Here is a 19263-nt window from a genome sequence, read left to right on the forward strand (position 1 = left end):
GAGACCCCACCCCCACGGCCAGCCCGGCTCACCCGTGCGGCAGCACCACCGCGCGGCCGTTGATCTCTCCGGCATGCAGGCGCTTGTACGCCGACGGGGCGTCCTCGATCGAGAACGTCTCCACGTGGGAGGAGACGAGCCCCTGCCGCGCGAGCCCGACGACGTCGATGAGTTCCACGCGGCTGCCCCAGTAGGGCGCCGACGCGGACACCCCGAAGGGCAGACCGCCGCCGAAGCCGACCGCCAGCGTGCCACCCCCAATGCCGACGACGGTCACATCCCCCGCCACCGCCACGGACGCGGCGGCCACCGCCAAGGTCGCCTCGGCCCCCACGAAGTCCAGCACGACCTCCGCCCCGGTACCGCCGGTCAGCTCCCGCACCCGTGCCGCCGCCTCACCATCGGAGAGCAACGTCTCGTGGGCGCCCACCGCACGCGCCAACTCCAGCTTCTCCTTGCTCACATCAAGGGCGACCACCCGGGCCGATGTCAGCGCGCGCAGCAGCTGCACGGCGAGATGCCCTAGCCCGCCGACACCGATCACCACCGCCGTACTCCCGGGAACCAGCTTCGGCAGCGCCTGCCGGATCGCGTGATACGGCGTCAGCCCGGCGTCGGTGAGCGGTGCCGCCTGCACCGGGTCCAGTCCGCCCAGCGGCACCAGATGGCGGGGCGAGTCCACCACCATGTACTCGGCGAGGGCGCCGGGAGAGCCAAGCCCGGGCGGCATGATGCCGAGCCCGGGAGCGTGCGGGCAGTAGTTCTCCCTGCCCTCGGCGCAGGTGCGGCAGCGGCCGCAGCCCCACGGCCCGTACACCGCCACCTCCTCGCCCTCCGCGACCTCGGTGACTCCGCTGCCCAGAGCCGCGACGGTGCCGACGCCCTCGTGTCCCAGCGTCATCGGCAGCGGATAGGGGAAGATTTCCTCGGGCCAGCTCATGACGGCCAGGTCGGAGTGGCACAGCCCCGCGGCCGTCACCTTCAACAGCACCTGGCCCGGGCCGGGTTCGGGCACCGGAACCTCGACCACCTCGGGCCCGGCACCCACCGTCCGGTACTGAACCGCTTTCATCATGAGATCTCCTTGTCAGGGGTGGTGACAGGCTCTGCGGGCGGCGACTTCCGGCGGCGCAGAACCGTCGGCAGCGCGATCCGCCCACCCGTGAGGACCAGCGCGACGATGAGCACCGAGCCGGTGAACAGGCTCGCGGCCCACTGCGCGCTGGTGGCGAGCCCGAGCCCGGTGATGCCGGTGCCGAGAAGCAGCACGGCGAGCACGGTGCCCCAGGCGTTGAAGCGGCCCGCGCGCAGCTGGGTCGCCCCGACGAAGGCCGCCGCGTAGGCGGAGAGCAGATACGGTGTGCCGGCGGTCGGGGATCCGGATCCCACCGAGGACGCGAAGACGATCCCGGCGAAACCGGAGAGCAGCGCGGACGCCACCAGGGTCAGGAACCGCAGCCGGTCGGTGCGTACTCCTTGCAGACGTGCCGCGTCGGCGTTGAAGCCGGTGGCGTACAACCGGCGTCCACTGGCGGTGTGTTCCAGCAGGAACCAGATGGCCGTCGCGGCGAGCAGCAGGTACAGCACCGGCAACGTGATGCCGCCCGCATCTAGCTGGGCGATGCTCGCGAACGGCTTCGCCAGTAGCTGCACGCCGGTGATGGAGCTGTCGTTCGTGACCATGGTGATCAGGGACTGGATCAGTGCCCCGGTGGCCAGGGTGGCGATGAACGAGTCGACCCGCAGCACCACCACCACGATTCCGTTGACCACGCCTATCAGCAGCGCGGCGGTCATCGCCAGGGCGATCGCCGCGCCGGGACCCAGGCCCGTGGAGACCATGAAGTACGCGGTCAGCACGCTGGTGAGCGACATGATGAAGGCGACGGACAGGTCGAAGACGCGCGCGGCGAGCGGCAGTACGACGCTCAGGGCGACCAGTCCTGCCACGGCGTTGCCGTTCAGGACCTGCTTGACCGTGATGGCTGTCGGGAACGTCTCCGGCACCCAGACGGAGAAGAGCACGACGATGACCAGCCATACGTAGACGGCGCCGATGTTCCGGAACGACAGGGCCGCCGCTGTCCGTCGGCCCCACGCACCAAGGGCGGGCGCGGGCCTGTCCGGTTCCGGTGGCGCGGCGGGGCGGGCCCGGGTCGGGGTGGATGTCATGTCCCTGAAGTTCCTTCCATGGCATGGACGAGCGCGGGCTCGGTGATGTGCCGGCCGCCGATCTCCCGTACGACCCGGCCGTCCCTCACCACGAGGACGCGGGTGCACAGCGCGAGCAGGTCCTGGGTGTCGGAGGAGGACACGATGACGCCCATGCCCTCGTCGGCCTGGCGCTCGATCAGGTCGTACAGCTGCAGGCGGGTGCCGATGTCGACGCCGGCCGTGGGTTCGCAGAGCATCAGCACCGGTGGGCGCTGGGCCAAGCAGCGGGCCATGACGACCTTCTGCTGGTTGCCGCCGCTCAGGGTGGTGATCCGGGCCCCGCGTCCGGCCGTTCGCACCCCGACCCGCTCGATCCATTCCTCGGCGAGCGCGCCCTCCCGTCCTCGGTGCAGTCGGCCGCCGCGGGCACGGAGGCGGTCGAGGAGGGGGAGTGTGAGGTTCTCCCCCACCGAGAAGTCGCCGATCACTCCCTCGCCGGCCCGGTCCGCGGGGACCAGGGGGAGGCCGAGACCGCCGGCGTCGCGCGCGTCAACCCACCGCTCGGAGCGCTCCGGCAGGCGCAGTCTGCCGCGTACCGGCCCGGTGTGGGCCCCGCACACCGCGTACGGCACGATCTCGTGGCCGGAGCCGACGAGGCCGGTGATGCCCAGGCGCTCGCCCCTGGCCAGGTCGAAGTCGATTCCGCGCAGCGGGCCTGCCCACAGGTCGCGGACCTCCAGTACGGCCTCGGAGGGACCGGGAGCAGAAGGCGGCCGGTGGTCGGTCTCCATCTCCTCCCCCGCCATCAACTCCGCCAGCGAGCGCGGAGTGAGGCCGGCGACGGGAAGGGTGGCGATCCGTCGCCCGCCGCGGATCACGGTCACCCGGTCGGCGAGCGCGAAGATCTCGTCCATCCGGTGCGAGACGTAAAGGACGCCGGCACCCGTGTCGCGGATCTCCCGCACGATGTCGAAGAGCCGGGCCACCTCCCCGGGCGGGAGGATGGCGGTTGGTTCATCGAGTACGAGGACACCGCGCCGCCCCTCCCAGCCCTGCAGCGCGGCGGCGATGGCCACCACCGCGCGCTGGACGGGAGAGGCCATGGACAGCGGCAGGCGTACGTCGATGCCGAGGCCGAACCGTTCCACCAGCGCGGTCGTCCGCCGCTCCATCTCCGACCAGCGGATGTTGCCGAAGGCCGTATGGGCGAAGCCACGGCTGAGCGCGAGGTTGTCCGTGGCGCTCAACTCGCCCACCAGGCCCAGCTCTTGATGGACGAAGCGGAGCCGGTCGTGACGGGAGGCGGCGACCTGGCTCAGGTCGAACGGTTCACCGTCCAATTCGGCCTTCGCTCCCGGCTCGGCGTGGTGGTAGCCGGCGAGGATCTTGATGAGGGTGGACTTGCCGGAACCGTTGGGGCCGATCAGTGCGTGGATCTCGCCGGGTGCGACCTCCAGATCGACGTCCTTCAGCGCCTGGGTTCCGCCGAACCTCTTCGACAGGGCGGCTACCTGCAGCAGCGGGCGCGTCAACTCAGGCCCCAGAGCGCCTTGAATTGCGCCTCGTAGTCCTCGATGAGCGGGAAGTCGCCGTCGGCGGACGGGAGGTTGTCCTTGGTGACCAGCATGTTGGGCAGCACCGCCTCCTGGGCCACGTCCATGGACTGGCCGGTGAAGTGGCGGGCCAGCGCGTCGGCCTGGAGCCATGCCGTCTCGTGGGAGTTCAGGGCCATCGCGCCGTCGGTGAGGCCGCTTTGGATGTACTGGTAGTTCTGCGCGTCACCGACGTTGACGACGATGTGCTTGCCGGTGATGCCGGCGGTCTTCAGCGCGGCCGGGACGCCGACGTTGAGCAGGCCCAGGGAGAAGACGACGTGGGTCACCTTCGGATGCGATCTGAGGTACGACACCACGCGGTCCGGCATGTCCTTGCCGACCGACGTGATCGGCACGTCGACGCTGTCGAGCGCACAACTCTGGCACCATTGCTCGTACTTGGCCGCGAACCCTTCCTTGACGGGCTTGAGGATCGTGTAGGCCGGAAGATCGAAGTACACGGTGTTGGCCTTGGCGCCGCTGTCCGACACCACCCATGAGGCGAGCATCTCGCCCTGGACGCCGACGTCCTTCGGTCCGTTCTTCAGCAGGGAGATGCCGTCGCCCACCACGTCGTCGGCGTTCGACTGGATGACGGGGATGTCGGCCGCCTTCAGCTGCGCCAGCTGCTTGGCGTAGACGGCGCGTGGGAAGCCGGAGGCGACGACGGCGTCCGGTTTGTCGCGTACGGCCTGCTCGTAGGCGGCCTGGACGGACTCGGGCGTGCCCTGCGTGGGGATCTGCTTCACCGTCCAGCCGAGTTCCTCGGCGGCGGCCGTGAAGAAGTCGGCGAGGTCCTTGCAGGACTGGACGCCACACAGGATGAAGTCGATCTGCTTGCCCTTGGGGATGTCCTTGCCCACCGGCTCGGTGACGGGGATGCGGGCCGGGCGGTCGGAGTACATCTCCGCGGCCTCACGGGCGGCCGCGAGGCCCGGGCTGTTGGCCGCCGCGGCCTGCGAGGCGCCTGCGGCCGGAGTGGCGTCGCCGCCGCACGCCGTCAGGGCGAGCAGAGCGGTGACGGGGATGATCGCGGTGAGGGCGCGGCGGACCGCGCTACGGGGTCTGGAACTCATCGTTGAGTACTCCCACGCATGGAGGGTCGAGAGGGCTGCGTGAACCGCCGTCGTGGGGTACGGCGCGGGCCGCCGGGGTGACCGCGCGGCGCTGCGGCCGGGGCGGCGAAACTCCGCTCAGGCCAAGAAACTTATGAGGCACTACAGCCTCAAGTGCGTCGGAGTGTGACACGCCCCGGCAGGCTTGGGGAGAGGTGCGTCACCATAATTTCAAGCCGGTACGGGACTTTTCCTCAACAACCTCGGCAGATCCGGGATCCGGACGGCGTCGCGAGTGTTGCTCCTGGCCGCACCCGCTAACTACACTCACTATAAAGTTTCTGCCTGAGGAGAGATGATGGACGAATCGTCGGAGTCGGTCGCCGCGCGGTGCCCCGGACCCAGCGTCCAGGACTACCTCGACCAGGACAGCCGCCCGGTTCCCGCCGCCCTGAGGCATGACAGGAACGACTACATCGGCAGCGAGGACATCGACTCCGCGCGCTTCGTCTCCCGCGAATGGGCGGAGCGTGAGATGCGGCAGGTGTGGCGGCGCGTGTGGCAGTTCGCCTGCCTGGAGAGCGAGATCCCGGAGGTCGGCGACCACGAGGTCTACGAGATCGGCGACGACTCGCTGATCGTCGTACGGACGGCCCCCGACGAGATCCGCGCGTACGTCAACGTGTGCCTGCACCGCGGCCGCAAACTGCGTACCAGCGGCGGCAACGTCGGCGAGTTCCGCTGCTCGTTCCACGGTTTCACCTGGAACCTCGACGGCACCATGCAGACCCCGCCCTGCGCCTGGGACTTCCCGCATGTCACACCGGAGAAGTTCGCGCTCCCCGAGGCCCAGGTGGCCACTTGGCGCGGCTTCGTCTTCATCAACATGGACCCGTACGCGGAGTCCTTCGAGAGCTACTGCGGCACCTTCGACGAGTACTACATCTGGCCGCTGGAGGACCGCTACAAGTCGCTGCACATCGCGAAGGTGCTGCCCTGCAACTGGAAGGTGGCCCAGGACGCGTTCATCGAGTCCTTCCATGTGATCGCCACCCACCCGCAGATGCTGACGTGGTTGGCGGACGCCAACTCGCAGTACGACGTCATGGCGGATCAGCCGAACTGGAACCGGATGATCAATATCCAGGGTGCTCCCAGCCCGCACGTGGCGGACTCCGTCACGGAGGAGGACGTACTGGAGACGTTCTACGACTCGCGTGCGTTCTACGCGGCGGCCCAGGGCCGTGACCTGGTGATGCAGGAAGGGGACGAAATGCCGGCGATCCCGGCCGGCGGCACCGCCCGCCAGGTCCTCGCCGAGCGGATGCGCGCACAGCTGGCGGCCACCTCGACCCAGGACTTCTCCCAGACCGCCGACACCGAACTGCTGGACGCCATCAACTACTTGCTGTTCCCCAACTTCAACCCCTGGGGCGGCGCCAAGTCCAACATCATCTACCGGTTCCGGCCCAACGGTCTCGACCCCGACTCCTGCACTGCCGAGATCATCTTCATGTCGGCCCCGAAGAAGCCCGGAGAGATGCCGCCCCCGGCCAAGATCCGCTGGGTGCCGGAGGACATGCTCTTCGCGGACATCCCCGAACTCGGTGTCCTCGGGCCCGTCTTCGACCAGGACTGCGAGAACCTCCCCTACGTCCAGCAGGGACTGAAGGCGATGCGCAAGCCGGGCATCACCCTGGCCAACTACCAGGAGAGCCGCATCCGCCACTTCAACCAGACGCTCGACCGGTGGATGAACACGTGACCCACCGTGTGGCGGCCCATCGTGTGTCGGTCAGGCCCTCCGGCGTCGAACTCGAAGTGCTCGACGGCGAAGACCTGTTCAGCGCCGCCCAGCGGCTCGGATACCGCTGGCCCACCGTCTGCGGCGGCAAGGGCACCTGCCGTACCTGCTTCGTGGCGGTCGAGGAGGGCACCGAGAACTGTTCCCCCGTGGACCCGCTGGAACGCGAGGGCATCGAAGCCCTGCGTAAACCCGTGGACGGCCTGACCCGGCTCGCCTGCCGGCTCCGGGTCGAGGGCCCGGTGACCGTGACCAAGCGCGGCGTACGCCGCCGAGTGCAGGAGTGAGCCCCATGTCCAAGCAAGTGATCCATCCGCTGACCGGGCATGTGTACCGGCTCACCGAGGACGGTCTGGTCGAGGTGACCGACCCGAAGACCGGGGCACGGGGCATCTTCGACTTCCAGGCCCGTTGGCAGTCGGGCGAACTGCGCCACGCCGACCTCCAGATGGCCGGCTGGGTGGGCCGCCTCGCTCAGCGGCGAGTCGCCCAGCAGCCGGAGGAATGACGCCGTGACGCCCCGTACGACCCGGGTGGTCTGTCTCCTGCGCCGGCCCGACGGGGAACCGGTGACCGGTGACTTCGCCGTCGAGGAGCGCCCGCTCCCGTCCCTCGGCGAGGGTCAACTGCTCGTCCGCAACCTGTACATGAGCGTCGACCCGTCCATGCGCGGGCGGCTGGAGAGCACCGAGAAGCACTACACGCACAACTTCACGCCCGGATCGCCGCTCGACGGCCGGGCGTTGGGTGTCGTGGAGGAGAGCCGCTGTGCCTCCGTGCCGGCGGGGGCGTATGTGCGGCACCAGTTGGGCTGGCGGGAGTGGGCCGTGCTGGATGCCGCGGACACCGACGGCGCCGGTCGTATCGACCCCGAACTCGCGCCGCTGCCCACCTGGTTGGGGCTGCTCGGGCAGACCGGCTTCACCGCGTACGTCGGGCTGGCCCGGATCGCCGAGGTACGCCCCGGGGACACCGTCTTCGTGTCGGCGGCGGCCGGGGCCGTGGGAAGTGCCGCCGGGCAGTTCGCGCGGTTGCTGGGCGCGGAGCGGGTCGTCGGGACCGCCGGAGGGCCGGACAAGTGCGGCCTGCTGGTGAAGGAGTTCGGCTACGACGCCGCTGCGGACTACCGCGCCGAGCCGGTGCGCGAGGCGCTGGCCCGGATGGCACCCGACGGCGTCGACGTCTATTTCGACAACGTGGGCGGGGAGCAACTGGTCGCCGCCCTGCACGCGTTGCGGACCGGTGGCCGGGTCGCTCTGTGCGGCATGATGTCGCAGTTCGGCGGAGAGCGGCGGGCCGCCGGCAGCGGCCAACGGTCGGCTGACATCAACCAGTTGATCCAGGCGGTGCTCAAGCGGCTGACGCTGCGCGGCTTCATCGTCCGCGACCACGAGGATCTGCGGCCGGAGTTCGAGGAGCGGGTCGCGGGTTGGCTCCGTACGGGCCGGATCACCGCGCGCGAGACGGTGGTTGACGGCCTGGAGAACGCTCCCGGGGCGCTGCTGTCCTTGCTGGACGGTGGCAACGTCGGCAAGATGCTGGTCCGGCTGGGCGATTCCGCGTAGACCGCCGGGGGTTGGCCGTCAGCGCATGGAGCGGGTCGCTGCGATCACGTGGGCCTGCAAGGAGACGTCCACCCGGGTCAGCCCGGACACGGCTGCCCGGAAGTCCTTGATGTGCGGGGTGGTGAAGTGCTCGTCGAGGGCCTGCTGGGAGGCCCAGCGCTCGTACACGCGGATCCGGCGCTCGTCGCTGGGGTCCGCGGTCATGGCGTAGTCCAGACAGCCCGGCTCTTCTTCGAGGGTCCGGTGCCCCAGTTCGACCAGCTGTCCCAGCATCGTGTCGCGGTCGCCCGGCTCGTAGTCCATCCAGCCGGCGACGATGACTTCCTCTGACACGGTGGTCCTCTTCTCGGGTTTCTCGGGTCATGCGCGCGGGCCCGTCGCCCCTGTCAGGGGAAGCGACGGGCCCGCGGCGGTTCAGATGACGAGCGCCGCCGGGACGCTGTCCACGGTGACCGTTCCCTTGTCGCCGTCGATCGTGATCACCATGCCGTCACGCAGCCGTCGCGTACCGCCCTCGACGGAGATGACTGCCGGAATGCCGAGCTCGCGGCAGACCACGACGGCGTGGCTGTTGAGCGCGCCCACATCCACGACGGCGGCTCCGGCGACGAGGAACAGCGGGGTCCAGGCCGCGTCGGTGATCGGCGCGACCAGTACCTCGCCCGGCTCCAGCGCCTCGCAGGAGGCCGGGTCGGTGACCACCCGCACCCTGCCGGTGTAGGTGCCGTGGCTGCCGCCGACGCCGCTGAGCACATCGCCCTCGACGGCGGCCTCGGTGCGTTCCTCGGTGCGCCGCGGCCAGGTGTCGATCTCGGTCTGCGCGTCCGCCGCGACGAAGAACGGCGGTTCCAGCTCGTGCAGGCCTGCGTACTCCTCAAGCCGCTGTGCGATGACGGGGCCGAAGGGCTCCGGGTCGGCGACATAGTCGTCGAGTTCGGTGTCCAGCAGCATCATCACGTCCTCGGGCTTCGCGAAACGTCCCGCCTCGACCCCGCGGCGGCCGAGTTCACGTACCGCCATCCGGATCTCGTTGACGACGGTCACGCAGTTCGCTTTGGTGCGTTCGCGGGCCGGGATCCACACCTGCGCGGCGTGCATTCCGGCGTCGAACATCGGCTGCACGTCTTCAGGCAGTACGGCCCGGATCTCCTGCGCCGTCCGCTCGCGTCGCTCGGTCAGCCGCTGATGGCGTACGGCTGGAGAGTCGTCGTCCGCGCTGTGCCGGATCCGGTCGACCAGGGCGAGCACCTGGATGGGCGCCGCCTCCCAGGACAGCGCGTGGATGTCCCACTCGTTGGGGCCGCGGTCGCCGGACTCGGCCAGGAACTCCTCGAACGCGTCACGGAACGCCTTCACGTCCCCGGTCGCCCCGTCGAGCGCCCGCTCCACCGCGGCCGTGCCCTCGCCGAAGAGCGCGGTGAGCTCCGCGGAGGCCGCCACCTGGCGGGACAGCGTCCACAGCCCGGTCGAGGGCGAGGCCGAGTCGACGTCCCCCAGCCCGCCGATGAGGTCGAGCAGATCGCCGGAACGCTCCACGCTCGCGCACAGCGGGCCGAGGATCGCCGGTCCGACGGACGCGGGCAGCGACGACTCGACATGCCGCTGGAACGTCGTCTCCACCTCGTCGAGCAGCGAGCGGGCGTGCGACACCAGTTCGGCGTCCGACAGCCGCGTCAGGTCGGGCCGCTCGCGGCGGATCCGGCGCAGCCGTTCGCGGTCGGCGTCGGCCTCCGGGAAGGAGGTCTGGCCGAGCATCCGCTGGAGCGTGCCGCCGGCCTTGGCCGTCAGCTCGCCGTCCTGGTCCTCGGGGTGCGCCACGTACACCGGGGTGTCGGAGCGCTGGCCGACGAAGGCCGTGTCGATCTGGTCCGCGGTCTGGCCCATACGGATGCCGAACAGCCGCATGTGCGACAGGTTGAGGTAGAAGTAGCCGCCGAACATGCCGACGAACGGCGGCCGGGGACCGGCCACCTCCTCCTCGCGGTAGATGCCGAACCCGACGAAACCGCGACGCCAGCCCTGCAGACCGCGCCCCCACACCAGGGTCCAGCCCAGGGGGCTGGCCGGCTCCGGAAGGGTCTCGCCCGCGTTGGCCCGGGTGTAGTGCGGCAGCCGCTCACTGCGCTGCCAGTCCGTGATCCAGCTCTTCATGGCCGAGGGCCTCCCGCCGTTCGTCTCGCCGCCTACCACTGCGCTGTTCCGCCGTCGACGCTGATCAGCGTGCCCGTGATGCCCGCGCCCGCGTCGCTCGCGAGCAGCGACGCCACACCGGCGATCTGCTCCACGGTGGTGATCTTCTTGGTGGCGGCGTGCTCCGCGAAGCGGCCCAGCCACTCCTCGTACGAGATGCCCTCGGCCTCGGCCGCCGCGGGCCCCGCGGCCCGCATCAGATCGGTGTCGACGGCGCCGGGGCAGATGGCGTTGCAGGTGATGCCCTGGGTGCCGTACTCGAAGGCGGTCGCCTTGGTCAGTCCGTGGATGGCGTGCTTGTTGGTGATGTAGTGGCTGATCGCCGGCTTGTTGGCCTGCTTGCCCTCGACGGAGGAGATGTTGATGATGCGTCCCCATCCGCCCGCCAGCATCTTCGGCAGGGCGCGGCGGGTGCCGTAGAAGTAGGCGTTGAGGTTCAGCTTGAGGGCGTCGTTCCAGGCCTCGTCGCTGAGCTCGTGGATCGGGGCGAAGCCCGAGGTGCCGCCGACGTTGTTGACCCAGATGTCGAGCCGGCCGAAGCGCTCGGCGGCGAAGTCGGCGAGGCCCTCGATGTCCTCCTGGCTGTTGGCGTCGCAGGGGTGGAAGACGGCCCGGTCCCCGGCGTCCATCTCGTCCAGGGCCTGCTTGCCCTTGAGTTCCGAACGGCCGCTGATCACGACCGTTGCGCCGTCGGCCAGAAAGGCCTCGGCGATGGCGCGTCCGATGCTGCGCGTGCTGCCCGTGATCACCGCGACACGTCCGTCGAGGCTGCCCGTAGCCACCATGGTGTTCTCCCGCGAGTCTTGTCGGTTCTTCACCTGGCGGCTCTTGCTGTGTTTTCCAGGTGCTGGTGAATGGTGCGGTGGAAGTGCTGGAGTCCGGGCTCGTTGCGCCCGAAGACGAAGTCGGTGCCGCTGAGGGCCTGCAGGCCCTGCTGGACGCCGTAGGTGGTCGCGTAGTCCTCGTCGCGGACCACCTCGTAAAACCACTCGCCGAACTTGTCGGCGGCCTGGCGTTCCTCCTCGGTGACCGCCGGTTCCCGCAGCAGGATGATCTGCTGGGTCACCGATTCGGTGGCCGTCCGGGGAAGCACCAGGGAGACGGCGATCTTCTGACGCCAGCCACCGGCGATCGCCAGACCTGGGAACAGCCAGTAGATCGGGCCGACGCAGTCGCCGGGATCGCGCTTGTCCGGGGACAGCTCGACCGCCTGCGCGATCGGGCGCAGGGCCGGTGCGAGGCGCTGGTGAGGGCCCCACGTGTCGTGGGCCATCATGTTGGAGAGGTTCGTCTCGAACACCGTCTTCGGGTGCAGTGAGGCGAAGTGGTACGTCTCCAGGTAGCCGTCGAGGGTGACCTTCCAGTTGGGGCTGGTCAGCTCTTTGGTCCCGTAGTGGTGGCACTCACCGAGGCGCATCCCCTCGAGGAGTGGCTGCAGATCGCCCAGCCAGGCGTCGAGGTCATGCTCGGACGCCGGGTCGAGAGAGACGAAGACGATTCCGGCGCGTTCCCCGGCCGGGAGCCTGATCAGGCTGCGTCCCTCGCGCGGCACGTCGCCGAAGGTCTTCTCGGCGTACACACCCCGCAACTGCCCGGCGAGGTCGTACGACCAGGAGTGATACGGGCAGGTGAGGCGCTTGGACACCCCGCAGCCCGGTTCGATGATCTTCGCGCCCCGGTGCCGGCAGGCGTTGATCATCGCGTGGATGGCGCCCTGGCGGTCGCGGGTGATCAGCACCGGAATGCCGAGCACGTCCAGGGCCTTGTACGTGTTCGGCCCGGGAAGCTCCGCGGACATGGCGAGCGGCAGCGGGACGCTGCGGTGGACGGCGTCCATCTCCCGTCGCCAGCGGTCGGCGTCGTGGTAGTGGGCCACGGGTTCGGTCCACTGGCCGTCCACCTCGTGCGTCGTGTTGTCGCGGTAGTGCGTCATCACGCGCTCGACGAGTTCGGCGGCCTCCCGCCGCATCGTCACGGATGCGGCATCGGTGGACCGGTCCTGGCTGATCCACGAGGAGTACTCGGGGGCCGGGGGCGGCTGACGCCGGGCGTCTGTCTCCGAAGCCTCCGGCGTACTGATCTGGACCACGTTGTCCTCACAATCCTCCCAGCCGCGAGCCATCGAAGGGCTTTGGATGCGACAGCTGGGCTGTGACGCACACGACAACAGGACTTAGTGTTGTCTGTCAATAGAAAGTGGTGAAGTCGCCATACGGCGCCTCGCAGACGACCTCGCATTCCCCGGGTTCCGTGGTCTCGGTGGACCGAGATCTTTCTTTGCTTCCGCTCCAGTCACGCGAGTGCGAGGGTCGGACATTCAACGAGGAGGGCGGCGGGGTGAGCGAGGACGAGGCGGCTCCGGCACATCAGCCGGCTACCCGCATGACCGAGCCGTTCGAGGTGGGCGTGGTCGTACGCGACCTGGAGCTGATGGAGCGCTTCTACCGCGAGGTGCTCGGCTGCCCCGCGGTGCACCGCTCGCGCATACCGGAGTCCATCGGCGCCCCGGCGGGACTGGGAGGCGAGCTCTTGGTCGTCTGGCTGCAGGTGCCCTCCGGCGGGCGCGTCAAGCTGATCCAGCCTCAGACGCCTCCGGCCCCCGTCCAGTCGGCCGTGCCGCTGACCGCGCACCGGGGGCTGGCGTACCTCACCTTCCACATGGCCGACCTGGACCCGATGGTGGCGGCGCTGTCGGCCGCGGACGCCCGGCCCCTTTCGGACCCGGTCGTCGTCCGCGCGCGGGGTCGGCGGATCAGCTTCTGGGCGGATCCGGAAGGCAACGCGGTGGAGTTGGTCGACGGGCGGGGCGACGATCCGGGGCCGGATCGGACAGAGGCGTAGTAATTAGAGAGCCTGTTCAGTAAGGTGCCCACTGCTACTTACTGTAGACCGGCACAACAAAGTCCGAATGCGTGGCACACCGGCACACCTCCCTCGGGCGAAGGGGCGGACGATGGCTCAACGGGCCTCAAGCACATCAAGCACATCCAGGTCATCAAGGGCCCGGAAGAAGTCGGCCGATCCGGCCGCGAACCAGGCATCCGCGCAGGTCGTCAGGGACCTGCACGAGCGCATGGTGCGCATCCGGCTGTTCGAGACCGAGGCGGGCAAGCTCATGGAGGCCGGCAAACTGCCGGGCTTCCTGCACCTGTACGTCGGCCAGGAAGCCGTGGCCGCGGGAGTGATGGCGGCACTGCGCGACGACGACCAGATCACCTCCACCCACCGCGGACACGGCCACGCCGTGGCCAAGGGCGTCAGCTTCCGGCACATGTACGCCGAGCTGTACGGCCGGGTCACCGGAGCCTGCCTGGGACGCGGCGGAAGCATGCACATCAACGACCTCACCCTCGGCATGCTCGGCGCGAACGGCATCGTCGGCGCGGGCATCCCGATCGCCGTCGGCGCCGCGTTCGCCGCCCAGTACAAGGGCGAGGACAGCGTGGCCGTCTCCTTCTTCGGCGACGGCGCGACCAACATCGGCACCTTCCACGAGGCCGCCAACATGGCCGCCGTACTGCGGCTGCCGGTGCTGTTCATCTGCGAGAACAACGGCTACGCCGAGTTCACCCCCCAGTCGAAGCACATGCTGATCACCGACGTCGCCGACCGGGCCGCGGCCTACGGCATGCCCAGCGTGATCGTCGACGGCATGGACGCGGCCGCCGTCCACCAGGCCGCCGCCGACGCCGTCGCACGCGCCCGGGCAGGCGAGGGCCCGATGATGATCGAGGCCAAGACCTACCGCTTCTACGACCACCAGGGCGTCAAGGGACTGCGCCACCCCTACCGCTCGGACGAGGAGGTCGCCGAGTGGAAGGCCCGCGACCCGATCGACCTGCTGGAAGCCCGCGCCCTCGCCGACGGCACCGCCACCCGCGCGGAGCTGGACGACACCTGGCAGCGCACCCGGGACGACATCGCCGACGCCATCGCGTACGCCGAGGCCAGCCCGCTGCCCGACACCGCCGACCTGCTCCTCAACGTCTACTCGGGGTGACCGCCATGACCACCATCACCGAAGCACCCGCCGTCGCCCCGGACGCCACGGCCCGCGAACTGACCTACGTCAAGGCCTTCAACGAAGGACTCGCGCAGGCCATGCGCGAGGACGAGAACGTCTTCGTCGCCGGAGAGGACGTCGCCGGATACGGCGGCGTCTTCCGCATGTTCGACAACCTCCTCGACGAGTTCGGCCCACGCCGCATGATCGACACCCCGATCTCCGAGGCCGCACTGGTCGGCCTCGGCGTGGGCGCCGCGGCCCGGGGACTGCGCCCCGTCGTCGACCTGATGTTCATGGACTTCATCGGCGTCTGCCTGGACCAGATCGTCAACCAGGCCGCCAAGATGAAGTACATGTTCGGCGGCGCCCTCTCGGTGCCGCTCACCATCACGACCGCCTCCGGCGCCGGCCTCGGTGCCGCCGCCCAGCACAGCCAGAGCCTGGAGGCCTGGCTCGCGCATGTGCCCGGCCTCAAGGTCGTCATGCCGTGCGACGCGTACACCGCCAAGGGCCTGACCGTCTCGGCGATCCGGGACGACAACCCGGTCGTCGTCATGCTCAACAAGGTCCTGCTGGGCAGCAAGAGCCAGGTGCCCGAGCCGATCTACGGCATCCCGCTCGGCCAGGCCCACACCGCGCGCCAGGGCTCCGACGTCACCGTCATCGCGCTCGGCCGCATGGTGGGCGAGGCCCTCTCCGCGGCCGACGAACTCGCCGCCGAGGGCGTCGAGATCGAGGTCATCGACCCTCGCACCGTCCAGCCCCTGGACACCGAGACCATGATCGCCTCCGTACGCCGCACCAACCGCGTCCTCGTCGTACACGAAGCCGTCACCTTCGGCGGGCTCGGCGGGGAGATCGCCGCCCAGATCCAGGACGCGGCCTTCGACTACCTGGACGCGCCGGTCCTGCGCATCGGCGCCCCCTTCTCCCCCGTGCCGTTCTCCCCGGTTCTGGAGAAGGCGTACGTCCCCGATGGCGCCCGCATCGCACAAGGGTGCCGCCGTCTTCTCGAAAGGTCGTGACGAAGTGGCGGTCGAGGTTCTGCTGCCGAAGATCGGCCTGACCATGCAGGAAGGCACGATCGACGAGTGGCTCGTGCCCACCGGCACCGCTGTCTCGGAGGGCGACGCCCTGCTGCGGCTGGCCACCGACAAGGTCGACGTGGACGTCGAAGCGGAGGCTGGTGGACTGTTCCACCCCGTGGTCCCCGCCGGGGCGACCGTCCCGGCCGGGGAACTCATCGGCTGGCTGCTGGCCGAGGGAGAGAAGCTGCCGGAGCCGGGGGGTTCGCCGATGGCTTCCGGATCCGGGTCCGGTGGTACGGCTGCGCAGTCCGTGGCCGTGGGCGCTGTCTCCGCGGCGCCGGCATTCGATGGCGGCGGGACTTCCGTTGCCCCGGCACTCAGTGGCAGCGGCGCGGCAGCGTCCGGTCACGGCGGCATTGGCTCCGCGGCGTCGGCATTCGATGGCGGCGGCACTTCCGTGGCCCCGGCGCTCAATGGCACCGGCGCGGCAGCGTCCGGTCACGGCGGCATTGGCTCCGCGGCGTCGGCATTCGATGGCGGCGGCACTTCCGTGGCCCCGGCGCTCAATGGCACCGGCGCGGCAGCGTCCGGTCACGGCGGCTATGGCTCCGCCGCGCCATCTCTCAATGGCAGCGCGGCCTCCGTCGGTCACGGAGGTCGACTGCTCGCCTCGCCGAACGCCCGTCGGGTGGCGGCCGAGGCCGGCGTGGACATCACCGCCGTACGCGGCACCGGGCCCGGAGGCCGGATCGTCTCCGAGGACGTGGAGGACTTCCTCGCCGCCGCTGCCGCCGCGCCGGTGGCACAGGTGCCGTCCGCCGCTGCCCTGCACGGCGACGCGGTCACCCCTGTCTCGCCCCTGGTCCGCCGGCTGGCGAAGGAGCGGGGCATCGATCTCTCAGGAGTGAACGGCACCGGTCCGGGCGGCAAGATCCGCAGGTCGGACCTCGACGCCGTGCCCCCGGCACCCGCACCCGCGCCCGTACGTCCGAAGGCAGTACCCCAACCGGGAGACGTCCTCCCCCTGACCGGAATGCGCGGCACCATCGCCCGCCGGATGCACGCCAGCCTCCAGGAGATGGCGCAGCTGACGCACGGTTACGAGGTGCGGATGGACGCCGTCGTGTCCTTGCGGGCCCAGCTCAAGCAGGAATGGGCCGACAGCGACCTGCCCGTCCCCAGCCTCAACGACTTCCTGCTCAAGGCCGCCGCACTGGCCCTGCGCGAACACCCGCTGCTCAACGCGACGGTGCGGGATGACGGCATCCATCTGCTCGGCGACATCCACCTCGGCTTCGCGGTGGCCGTGCCGGGCGGCCTGATGGTCCCCGTGATCGAGGACGCGGTGGAGTTGCCGCTGCCCGAGATCGCCCGCCGGTCGCGAATCCTGGCCGTGGCCGCGCGCGAGGGGCGAATCTCTCCGGCCCAGTTGGAAGGCGCCACCTTCGTCGTCACCTCGCTGGGCGGATACGGCGTCGACTTCTTCACCCCCGTGATCAACCCGGGCAATGTCGCCATCCTCGGCGTGGGCAGGCTCAGGGACGGTGTCGAGTGGGTGGACGACCGGCCGCTGCGGACGCAGGTGCTGACCCTGAGCCTCACCTTCGACCACCGTGCCGTCGACGGGGCGCCGGCAGCCGAGTATCTGCGCACGGTCGGTGAGTTGCTGCGCAAGCCGCTCCGGCTGTTGGTCTGATCCTGGGCGGAGAGCTGATACTGGGTCGAGGGCTATTCGGCCGCCGCCGGGTCGGCGATCCGCTCGGCGAGGCGGCCGACCTCGCGGACGAAGGAGCGGTGTCCGAGCGAGCGGTAGACGTCGTCCCCGCGGACCTGCGAGGTCGCCGCGGTCTCCAGCAGCGACAGCAGGCCCAGGGCGATGACGGCCGCCTCCGCGTCGGAGACCGACTCACGGGCCTTGCGGGTCAGCCGTACCAGTTCCTCCAGCAACTGCGTACGGCTCTCCTGGCGCAGCGCCTCCGCCTCCTGGCTCATGCCGGCCGAGGACGTGAAGAAGACGGTGGCGGCGGACCGGTGTTCGCCCAGCCAGGCCACCAGAGCGGTGACGGTCGGTCCGACGGGCGAGCCGGGCTCGTGGGCCTCCGTGAGCGCATGCAGCTCTTCGCGCAGCGCCGTGGCGAACACCCGCATCCCCTCCACCAGCACCTTGTCCTTGGAGGAGAAGTGGTAGTAGACCGCTGCCGAGGTCATCTCCGCACGAGCGGCGATGTCGGCCACCGTCACCTCGTCCGGCGACTGGGTGGCGAACAGCTCCGTGGCCGCTTCGATCACCCACTGCTTGCGCGAAGGACGGTGCGCGGCGCGGGCTCCGGATGTCGTCATGGTGTCAAGTATGCCGGGATCTTCGTACTCTGACGGCACACGCGCAGCAGGAATTACGCCATCGACCTGCCGGAGTTACTGGATAGCATGGTCAGTGAACAGGGCCCACACAGACGCGGGTCGCGGCAGCCGCCAGGGAGCATGATGGCCACCACGCAGAACGGCAAGCAGCCCGCCCACCGCCCCTCGCGACGGCAGCACATCATCACCGCCGCCGTACGGGTCTTCGGCCGCAACGGATTCGCGGAGACCAGCATCCAGGACATCGCCGACGAGGCCCAGGTGGTACCCACGGCCGTTTACTACCACTTCGACGGCAAGGAAGAGCTGCTCGAACTCTCCATGCGGCGCGTCTTCGACCAGCTGAACGCGGTGGTGGAGGCGGCCCGCCCGGAGTCCGAACCCGGTAGTGCGGAAGGTCTGCTGCGGGTCATCGACGCGGTCTGGGACTGGGTGGAGCAGAACCCGGAGGAGGCCCGGCTGTACCAGGTGCAGATCGCCTCGGCCAACGGCAACGTCAAGGTGTTGCGGGACGAGTTCGAGCAACGGCACATCCAGCGGGCGTACGACTACCTGCCGGAGAGCACCACGCGCAGTCCCCGGGCGGCCAAGTCACGTCACGCGGCACAGGCACTCGCGGTCCGCACGCTGATCAGTACGACCATCCTGGTCACCGCGCTGCGAGCGGAAGGCGGGCCGCTGTCCCAGTTGCCCTCGCGGTCCGTGCAGGAGGCGGTCAGGTCGCTGGCGCTGCGCATCGTCACCGCCGAGCAGAAGCCGGCCGCGGCTTCCAGCTGAGGGGGTTCACCAGGTCCAGTTCACCAGGGCAGGGGCTTGCGGTCGGCGAACAGCCCGCCCGTCGTCCCGTCGCCCTCGGGGAGGGTTGCCAGCCAGACCGGGGTGTCCGCCCCCTCCTCCGGACCGCGCGGGGCGGCGGAACCGCCCATGCCGCTGCGGGTCCAGCCGGGGTCGGCGGCGTTGACCAGGACGCCTGTGCCCGCCAGTTCGGCCGCGAGCATACGGGTCAGGGCGTTGAGCGCGGTCTTGGAAATCCGGTAGGCCGGGCGGCGGCCGGAGTCCATCAGGGCAAGGGAGCCGTATGAGCTGGTGACGTTGACGACCCGTCCGTAGCCGCCCCGTGCCATGCCCGGCACGATGGCCTCGGCCAGCCGCCAGGCGCCCACCAGATTGGTGTCCAGCGTGGTGCGCAGCGTGTCCTCGTCGAGTTCCAGGGCTGTCCGCGAAGCGTCAACGCTGACCCCGGCATTGTTGACGAGGACGTCGATCGTGCCGTAACGCCCCTGAGCTTCGCGTACCGCTTCGGTGACGCTCGCGGCGGAGGTCACATCCAGGGCCAGCGGCACCGCCGCAGGACCGATACCGCGGCAGGCCTCCTCGGCTGCCTCCCGCTTCCTGGCGGCCACCAGGACTCGTAGCCCTTGGTTGGCCAGTTGACGGCAGATCTCCGTTCCCAGCCCGCGCGCTCCGCCGGTGACCAGTGCGGTTCTGTTGCCGTGCTCCATGGT

General features: G+C 69.9%; 19 protein-coding genes. 9 read left to right on the forward strand and 10 right to left on the reverse strand.

Translation table 11 applies throughout. The features are described 5' to 3' along the window. Positions 1-28: 28 nt before the first annotated feature. The 4 genes from ACQEVY_RS01700 to ACQEVY_RS01715 are packed head-to-tail and all read right to left on the reverse strand — an operon-like array spanning position 29 to position 4825. Positions 29-1072 carry an NAD(P)-dependent alcohol dehydrogenase gene (locus tag ACQEVY_RS01700; protein WP_432955017.1) on the reverse strand — a complete coding sequence of 348 codons (1044 nt, stop codon included), beginning with the start codon at positions 1070-1072 and terminating at the stop codon, positions 29-31. Then, positions 1072-2172: an ABC transporter permease gene (locus tag ACQEVY_RS01705; RefSeq protein WP_432944017.1), complete on the reverse strand. Its 1101-nt coding sequence runs from the start codon at positions 2170-2172 to the stop codon at positions 1072-1074. Before ACQEVY_RS01705 ends, ACQEVY_RS01700 begins: the two co-directional genes overlap by 1 nt. Beyond that, the gene (locus ACQEVY_RS01710; protein WP_432944020.1) at positions 2169-3686 is read right to left on the reverse strand and encodes a sugar ABC transporter ATP-binding protein; all 1518 of its coding nucleotides are present in this window, start codon (positions 3684-3686) and stop codon (positions 2169-2171) included. Before ACQEVY_RS01710 ends, ACQEVY_RS01705 begins: the two co-directional genes overlap by 4 nt. After that, entirely contained in the window at positions 3683-4825 is a 1143-nt protein-coding gene (locus ACQEVY_RS01715; protein ID WP_432944022.1) for a sugar ABC transporter substrate-binding protein, read from the reverse strand. Before ACQEVY_RS01715 ends, ACQEVY_RS01710 begins: the two co-directional genes overlap by 4 nt. A gap of 334 nt (positions 4826-5159) precedes the next feature. Between ACQEVY_RS01715 and ACQEVY_RS01720 the strand changes: the two genes are divergently transcribed. From ACQEVY_RS01720 to ACQEVY_RS01735, 4 genes are read left to right on the forward strand one after another with little or no spacing between them, the layout of a single operon-like run. Continuing rightward, positions 5160-6569 (forward strand): aromatic ring-hydroxylating oxygenase subunit alpha, encoded by a 1410-nt coding sequence (locus tag ACQEVY_RS01720; RefSeq protein WP_432944024.1) that lies wholly within the window; start codon positions 5160-5162, stop codon positions 6567-6569. After that, positions 6566-6895 (forward strand): 2Fe-2S iron-sulfur cluster-binding protein, encoded by a 330-nt coding sequence (locus tag ACQEVY_RS01725; protein ID WP_245685213.1) that lies wholly within the window; start codon positions 6566-6568, stop codon positions 6893-6895. Before ACQEVY_RS01720 ends, ACQEVY_RS01725 begins: the two co-directional genes overlap by 4 nt. Positions 6896-6900: 5 nt before the next feature. Continuing rightward, a complete protein-coding gene (locus tag ACQEVY_RS01730) occupies positions 6901-7116 on the forward strand; it encodes a transposase (protein WP_432944027.1) in 216 nt (71 codons plus the stop codon). Positions 7117-7120: 4 nt separating this feature from the next. Then, a complete protein-coding gene (locus ACQEVY_RS01735) occupies positions 7121-8173 on the forward strand; it encodes an NADP-dependent oxidoreductase (RefSeq protein ID WP_432944029.1) in 1053 nt (350 codons plus the stop codon). A gap of 18 nt (positions 8174-8191) precedes the next feature. Here ACQEVY_RS01735 and ACQEVY_RS01740 read toward each other — a convergent pair whose 3' ends face one another. The 4 genes from ACQEVY_RS01740 to ACQEVY_RS01755 all read right to left on the reverse strand — a co-directional run bounded on the left by ACQEVY_RS01740 (position 8192) and on the right by ACQEVY_RS01755 (position 12452). Next, positions 8192-8506 carry a putative quinol monooxygenase gene (locus ACQEVY_RS01740; RefSeq protein WP_432944031.1) on the reverse strand — a complete coding sequence of 105 codons (315 nt, stop codon included), beginning with the start codon at positions 8504-8506 and terminating at the stop codon, positions 8192-8194. A gap of 81 nt (positions 8507-8587) precedes the next feature. Continuing rightward, the gene (locus ACQEVY_RS01745; protein ID WP_432944033.1) at positions 8588-10324 is read right to left on the reverse strand and encodes a PEP-utilizing enzyme; all 1737 of its coding nucleotides are present in this window, start codon (positions 10322-10324) and stop codon (positions 8588-8590) included. Positions 10325-10356: 32 nt separating this feature from the next. Continuing rightward, positions 10357-11181, reverse strand: coding sequence for an SDR family NAD(P)-dependent oxidoreductase (locus tag ACQEVY_RS01750; protein WP_432944035.1), 825 nt, complete (start codon positions 11179-11181; stop codon positions 10357-10359). Next, the gene (locus tag ACQEVY_RS01755; protein WP_432944037.1) at positions 11178-12452 is read right to left on the reverse strand and encodes an aromatic ring-hydroxylating oxygenase subunit alpha; all 1275 of its coding nucleotides are present in this window, start codon (positions 12450-12452) and stop codon (positions 11178-11180) included. The genes ACQEVY_RS01750 and ACQEVY_RS01755 overlap by 4 nt, the downstream gene beginning before the upstream one ends. 248 nt (positions 12453-12700) lie before the next feature. Between ACQEVY_RS01755 and ACQEVY_RS01760 the strand changes: the two genes are divergently transcribed. The 4 genes from ACQEVY_RS01760 (at position 12701) to ACQEVY_RS01775 (ending at position 17093) form a co-directional block, all read left to right on the forward strand. Next, a complete protein-coding gene (locus tag ACQEVY_RS01760; protein ID WP_432944039.1) occupies positions 12701-13204 on the forward strand; it encodes a VOC family protein in 504 nt (167 codons plus the stop codon). A 112-nt stretch (positions 13205-13316) separates the two neighbouring features. Beyond that, the gene (locus ACQEVY_RS01765) at positions 13317-14363 is read left to right on the forward strand and encodes a thiamine pyrophosphate-dependent dehydrogenase E1 component subunit alpha (protein ID WP_432944041.1); all 1047 of its coding nucleotides are present in this window, start codon (positions 13317-13319) and stop codon (positions 14361-14363) included. Between the two features lie 5 nt (positions 14364-14368). Then, positions 14369-15394 carry an alpha-ketoacid dehydrogenase subunit beta gene (locus ACQEVY_RS01770; protein ID WP_432944043.1) on the forward strand — a complete coding sequence of 342 codons (1026 nt, stop codon included), beginning with the start codon at positions 14369-14371 and terminating at the stop codon, positions 15392-15394. 4 nt (positions 15395-15398) lie between these two features. Then, the gene (locus ACQEVY_RS01775; RefSeq protein WP_432944045.1) at positions 15399-17093 is read left to right on the forward strand and encodes a 2-oxo acid dehydrogenase subunit E2; all 1695 of its coding nucleotides are present in this window, start codon (positions 15399-15401) and stop codon (positions 17091-17093) included. Positions 17094-17125: 32 nt separating this feature from the next. On the opposite strand, the gene ACQEVY_RS01780 is transcribed toward ACQEVY_RS01775, so the two are convergent. Continuing rightward, a complete protein-coding gene (locus tag ACQEVY_RS01780; RefSeq protein WP_432944047.1) occupies positions 17126-17737 on the reverse strand; it encodes a TetR/AcrR family transcriptional regulator in 612 nt (203 codons plus the stop codon). A gap of 141 nt (positions 17738-17878) precedes the next feature. On the opposite strand from ACQEVY_RS01780, the gene ACQEVY_RS01785 reads away from it, so the two are divergent. Then, complete coding sequence (locus ACQEVY_RS01785) at positions 17879-18535, forward strand: TetR/AcrR family transcriptional regulator (RefSeq protein WP_432944049.1); 657 nt, start codon at positions 17879-17881, stop codon at positions 18533-18535. 20 nt (positions 18536-18555) lie between these two features. Here the strand turns inward: ACQEVY_RS01785 and ACQEVY_RS01790 are convergent, their stop codons facing one another. Further along, positions 18556-19260 (reverse strand): SDR family NAD(P)-dependent oxidoreductase, encoded by a 705-nt coding sequence (locus ACQEVY_RS01790; protein ID WP_432944051.1) that lies wholly within the window; start codon positions 19258-19260, stop codon positions 18556-18558. Positions 19261-19263 lie beyond the last annotated feature (3 nt).

It is taken from the genome of Streptomyces sp. CA-288835 (assembly GCF_050936385.1).
Lineage (GTDB): Bacteria > Actinomycetota > Actinomycetes > Streptomycetales > Streptomycetaceae > Streptomyces.

Coding starts and splice junctions, on each gene's coding strand:
- ACQEVY_RS01700 (WP_432955017.1), bottom strand. CDS start 1,072: ATGAAAGCGGTTCAGTACCGGACGGTGGGTGCCGGGCCCGAGGTGGTC.
- ACQEVY_RS01705 (WP_432944017.1), bottom strand. CDS start 2,172: ATGACATCCACCCCGACCCGGGCCCGCCCCGCCGCGCCACCGGAACCG.
- ACQEVY_RS01715 (WP_432944022.1), bottom strand. CDS start 4,825: ATGAGTTCCAGACCCCGTAGCGCGGTCCGCCGCGCCCTCACCGCGATC.
- ACQEVY_RS01720 (WP_432944024.1), top strand. CDS start 5,160: ATGATGGACGAATCGTCGGAGTCGGTCGCCGCGCGGTGCCCCGGACCC.
- ACQEVY_RS01730 (WP_432944027.1), top strand. CDS start 6,901: ATGTCCAAGCAAGTGATCCATCCGCTGACCGGGCATGTGTACCGGCTC.
- ACQEVY_RS01745 (WP_432944033.1), bottom strand. CDS start 10,324: ATGAAGAGCTGGATCACGGACTGGCAGCGCAGTGAGCGGCTGCCGCAC.
- ACQEVY_RS01765 (WP_432944041.1), top strand. CDS start 13,317: ATGGCTCAACGGGCCTCAAGCACATCAAGCACATCCAGGTCATCAAGG.
- ACQEVY_RS01770 (WP_432944043.1), top strand. CDS start 14,369: ATGACCACCATCACCGAAGCACCCGCCGTCGCCCCGGACGCCACGGCC.
- ACQEVY_RS01780 (WP_432944047.1), bottom strand. CDS start 17,737: ATGACGACATCCGGAGCCCGCGCCGCGCACCGTCCTTCGCGCAAGCAG.
- ACQEVY_RS01785 (WP_432944049.1), top strand. CDS start 17,879: ATGATGGCCACCACGCAGAACGGCAAGCAGCCCGCCCACCGCCCCTCG.
- ACQEVY_RS01790 (WP_432944051.1), bottom strand. CDS start 19,260: ATGGAGCACGGCAACAGAACCGCACTGGTCACCGGCGGAGCGCGCGGG.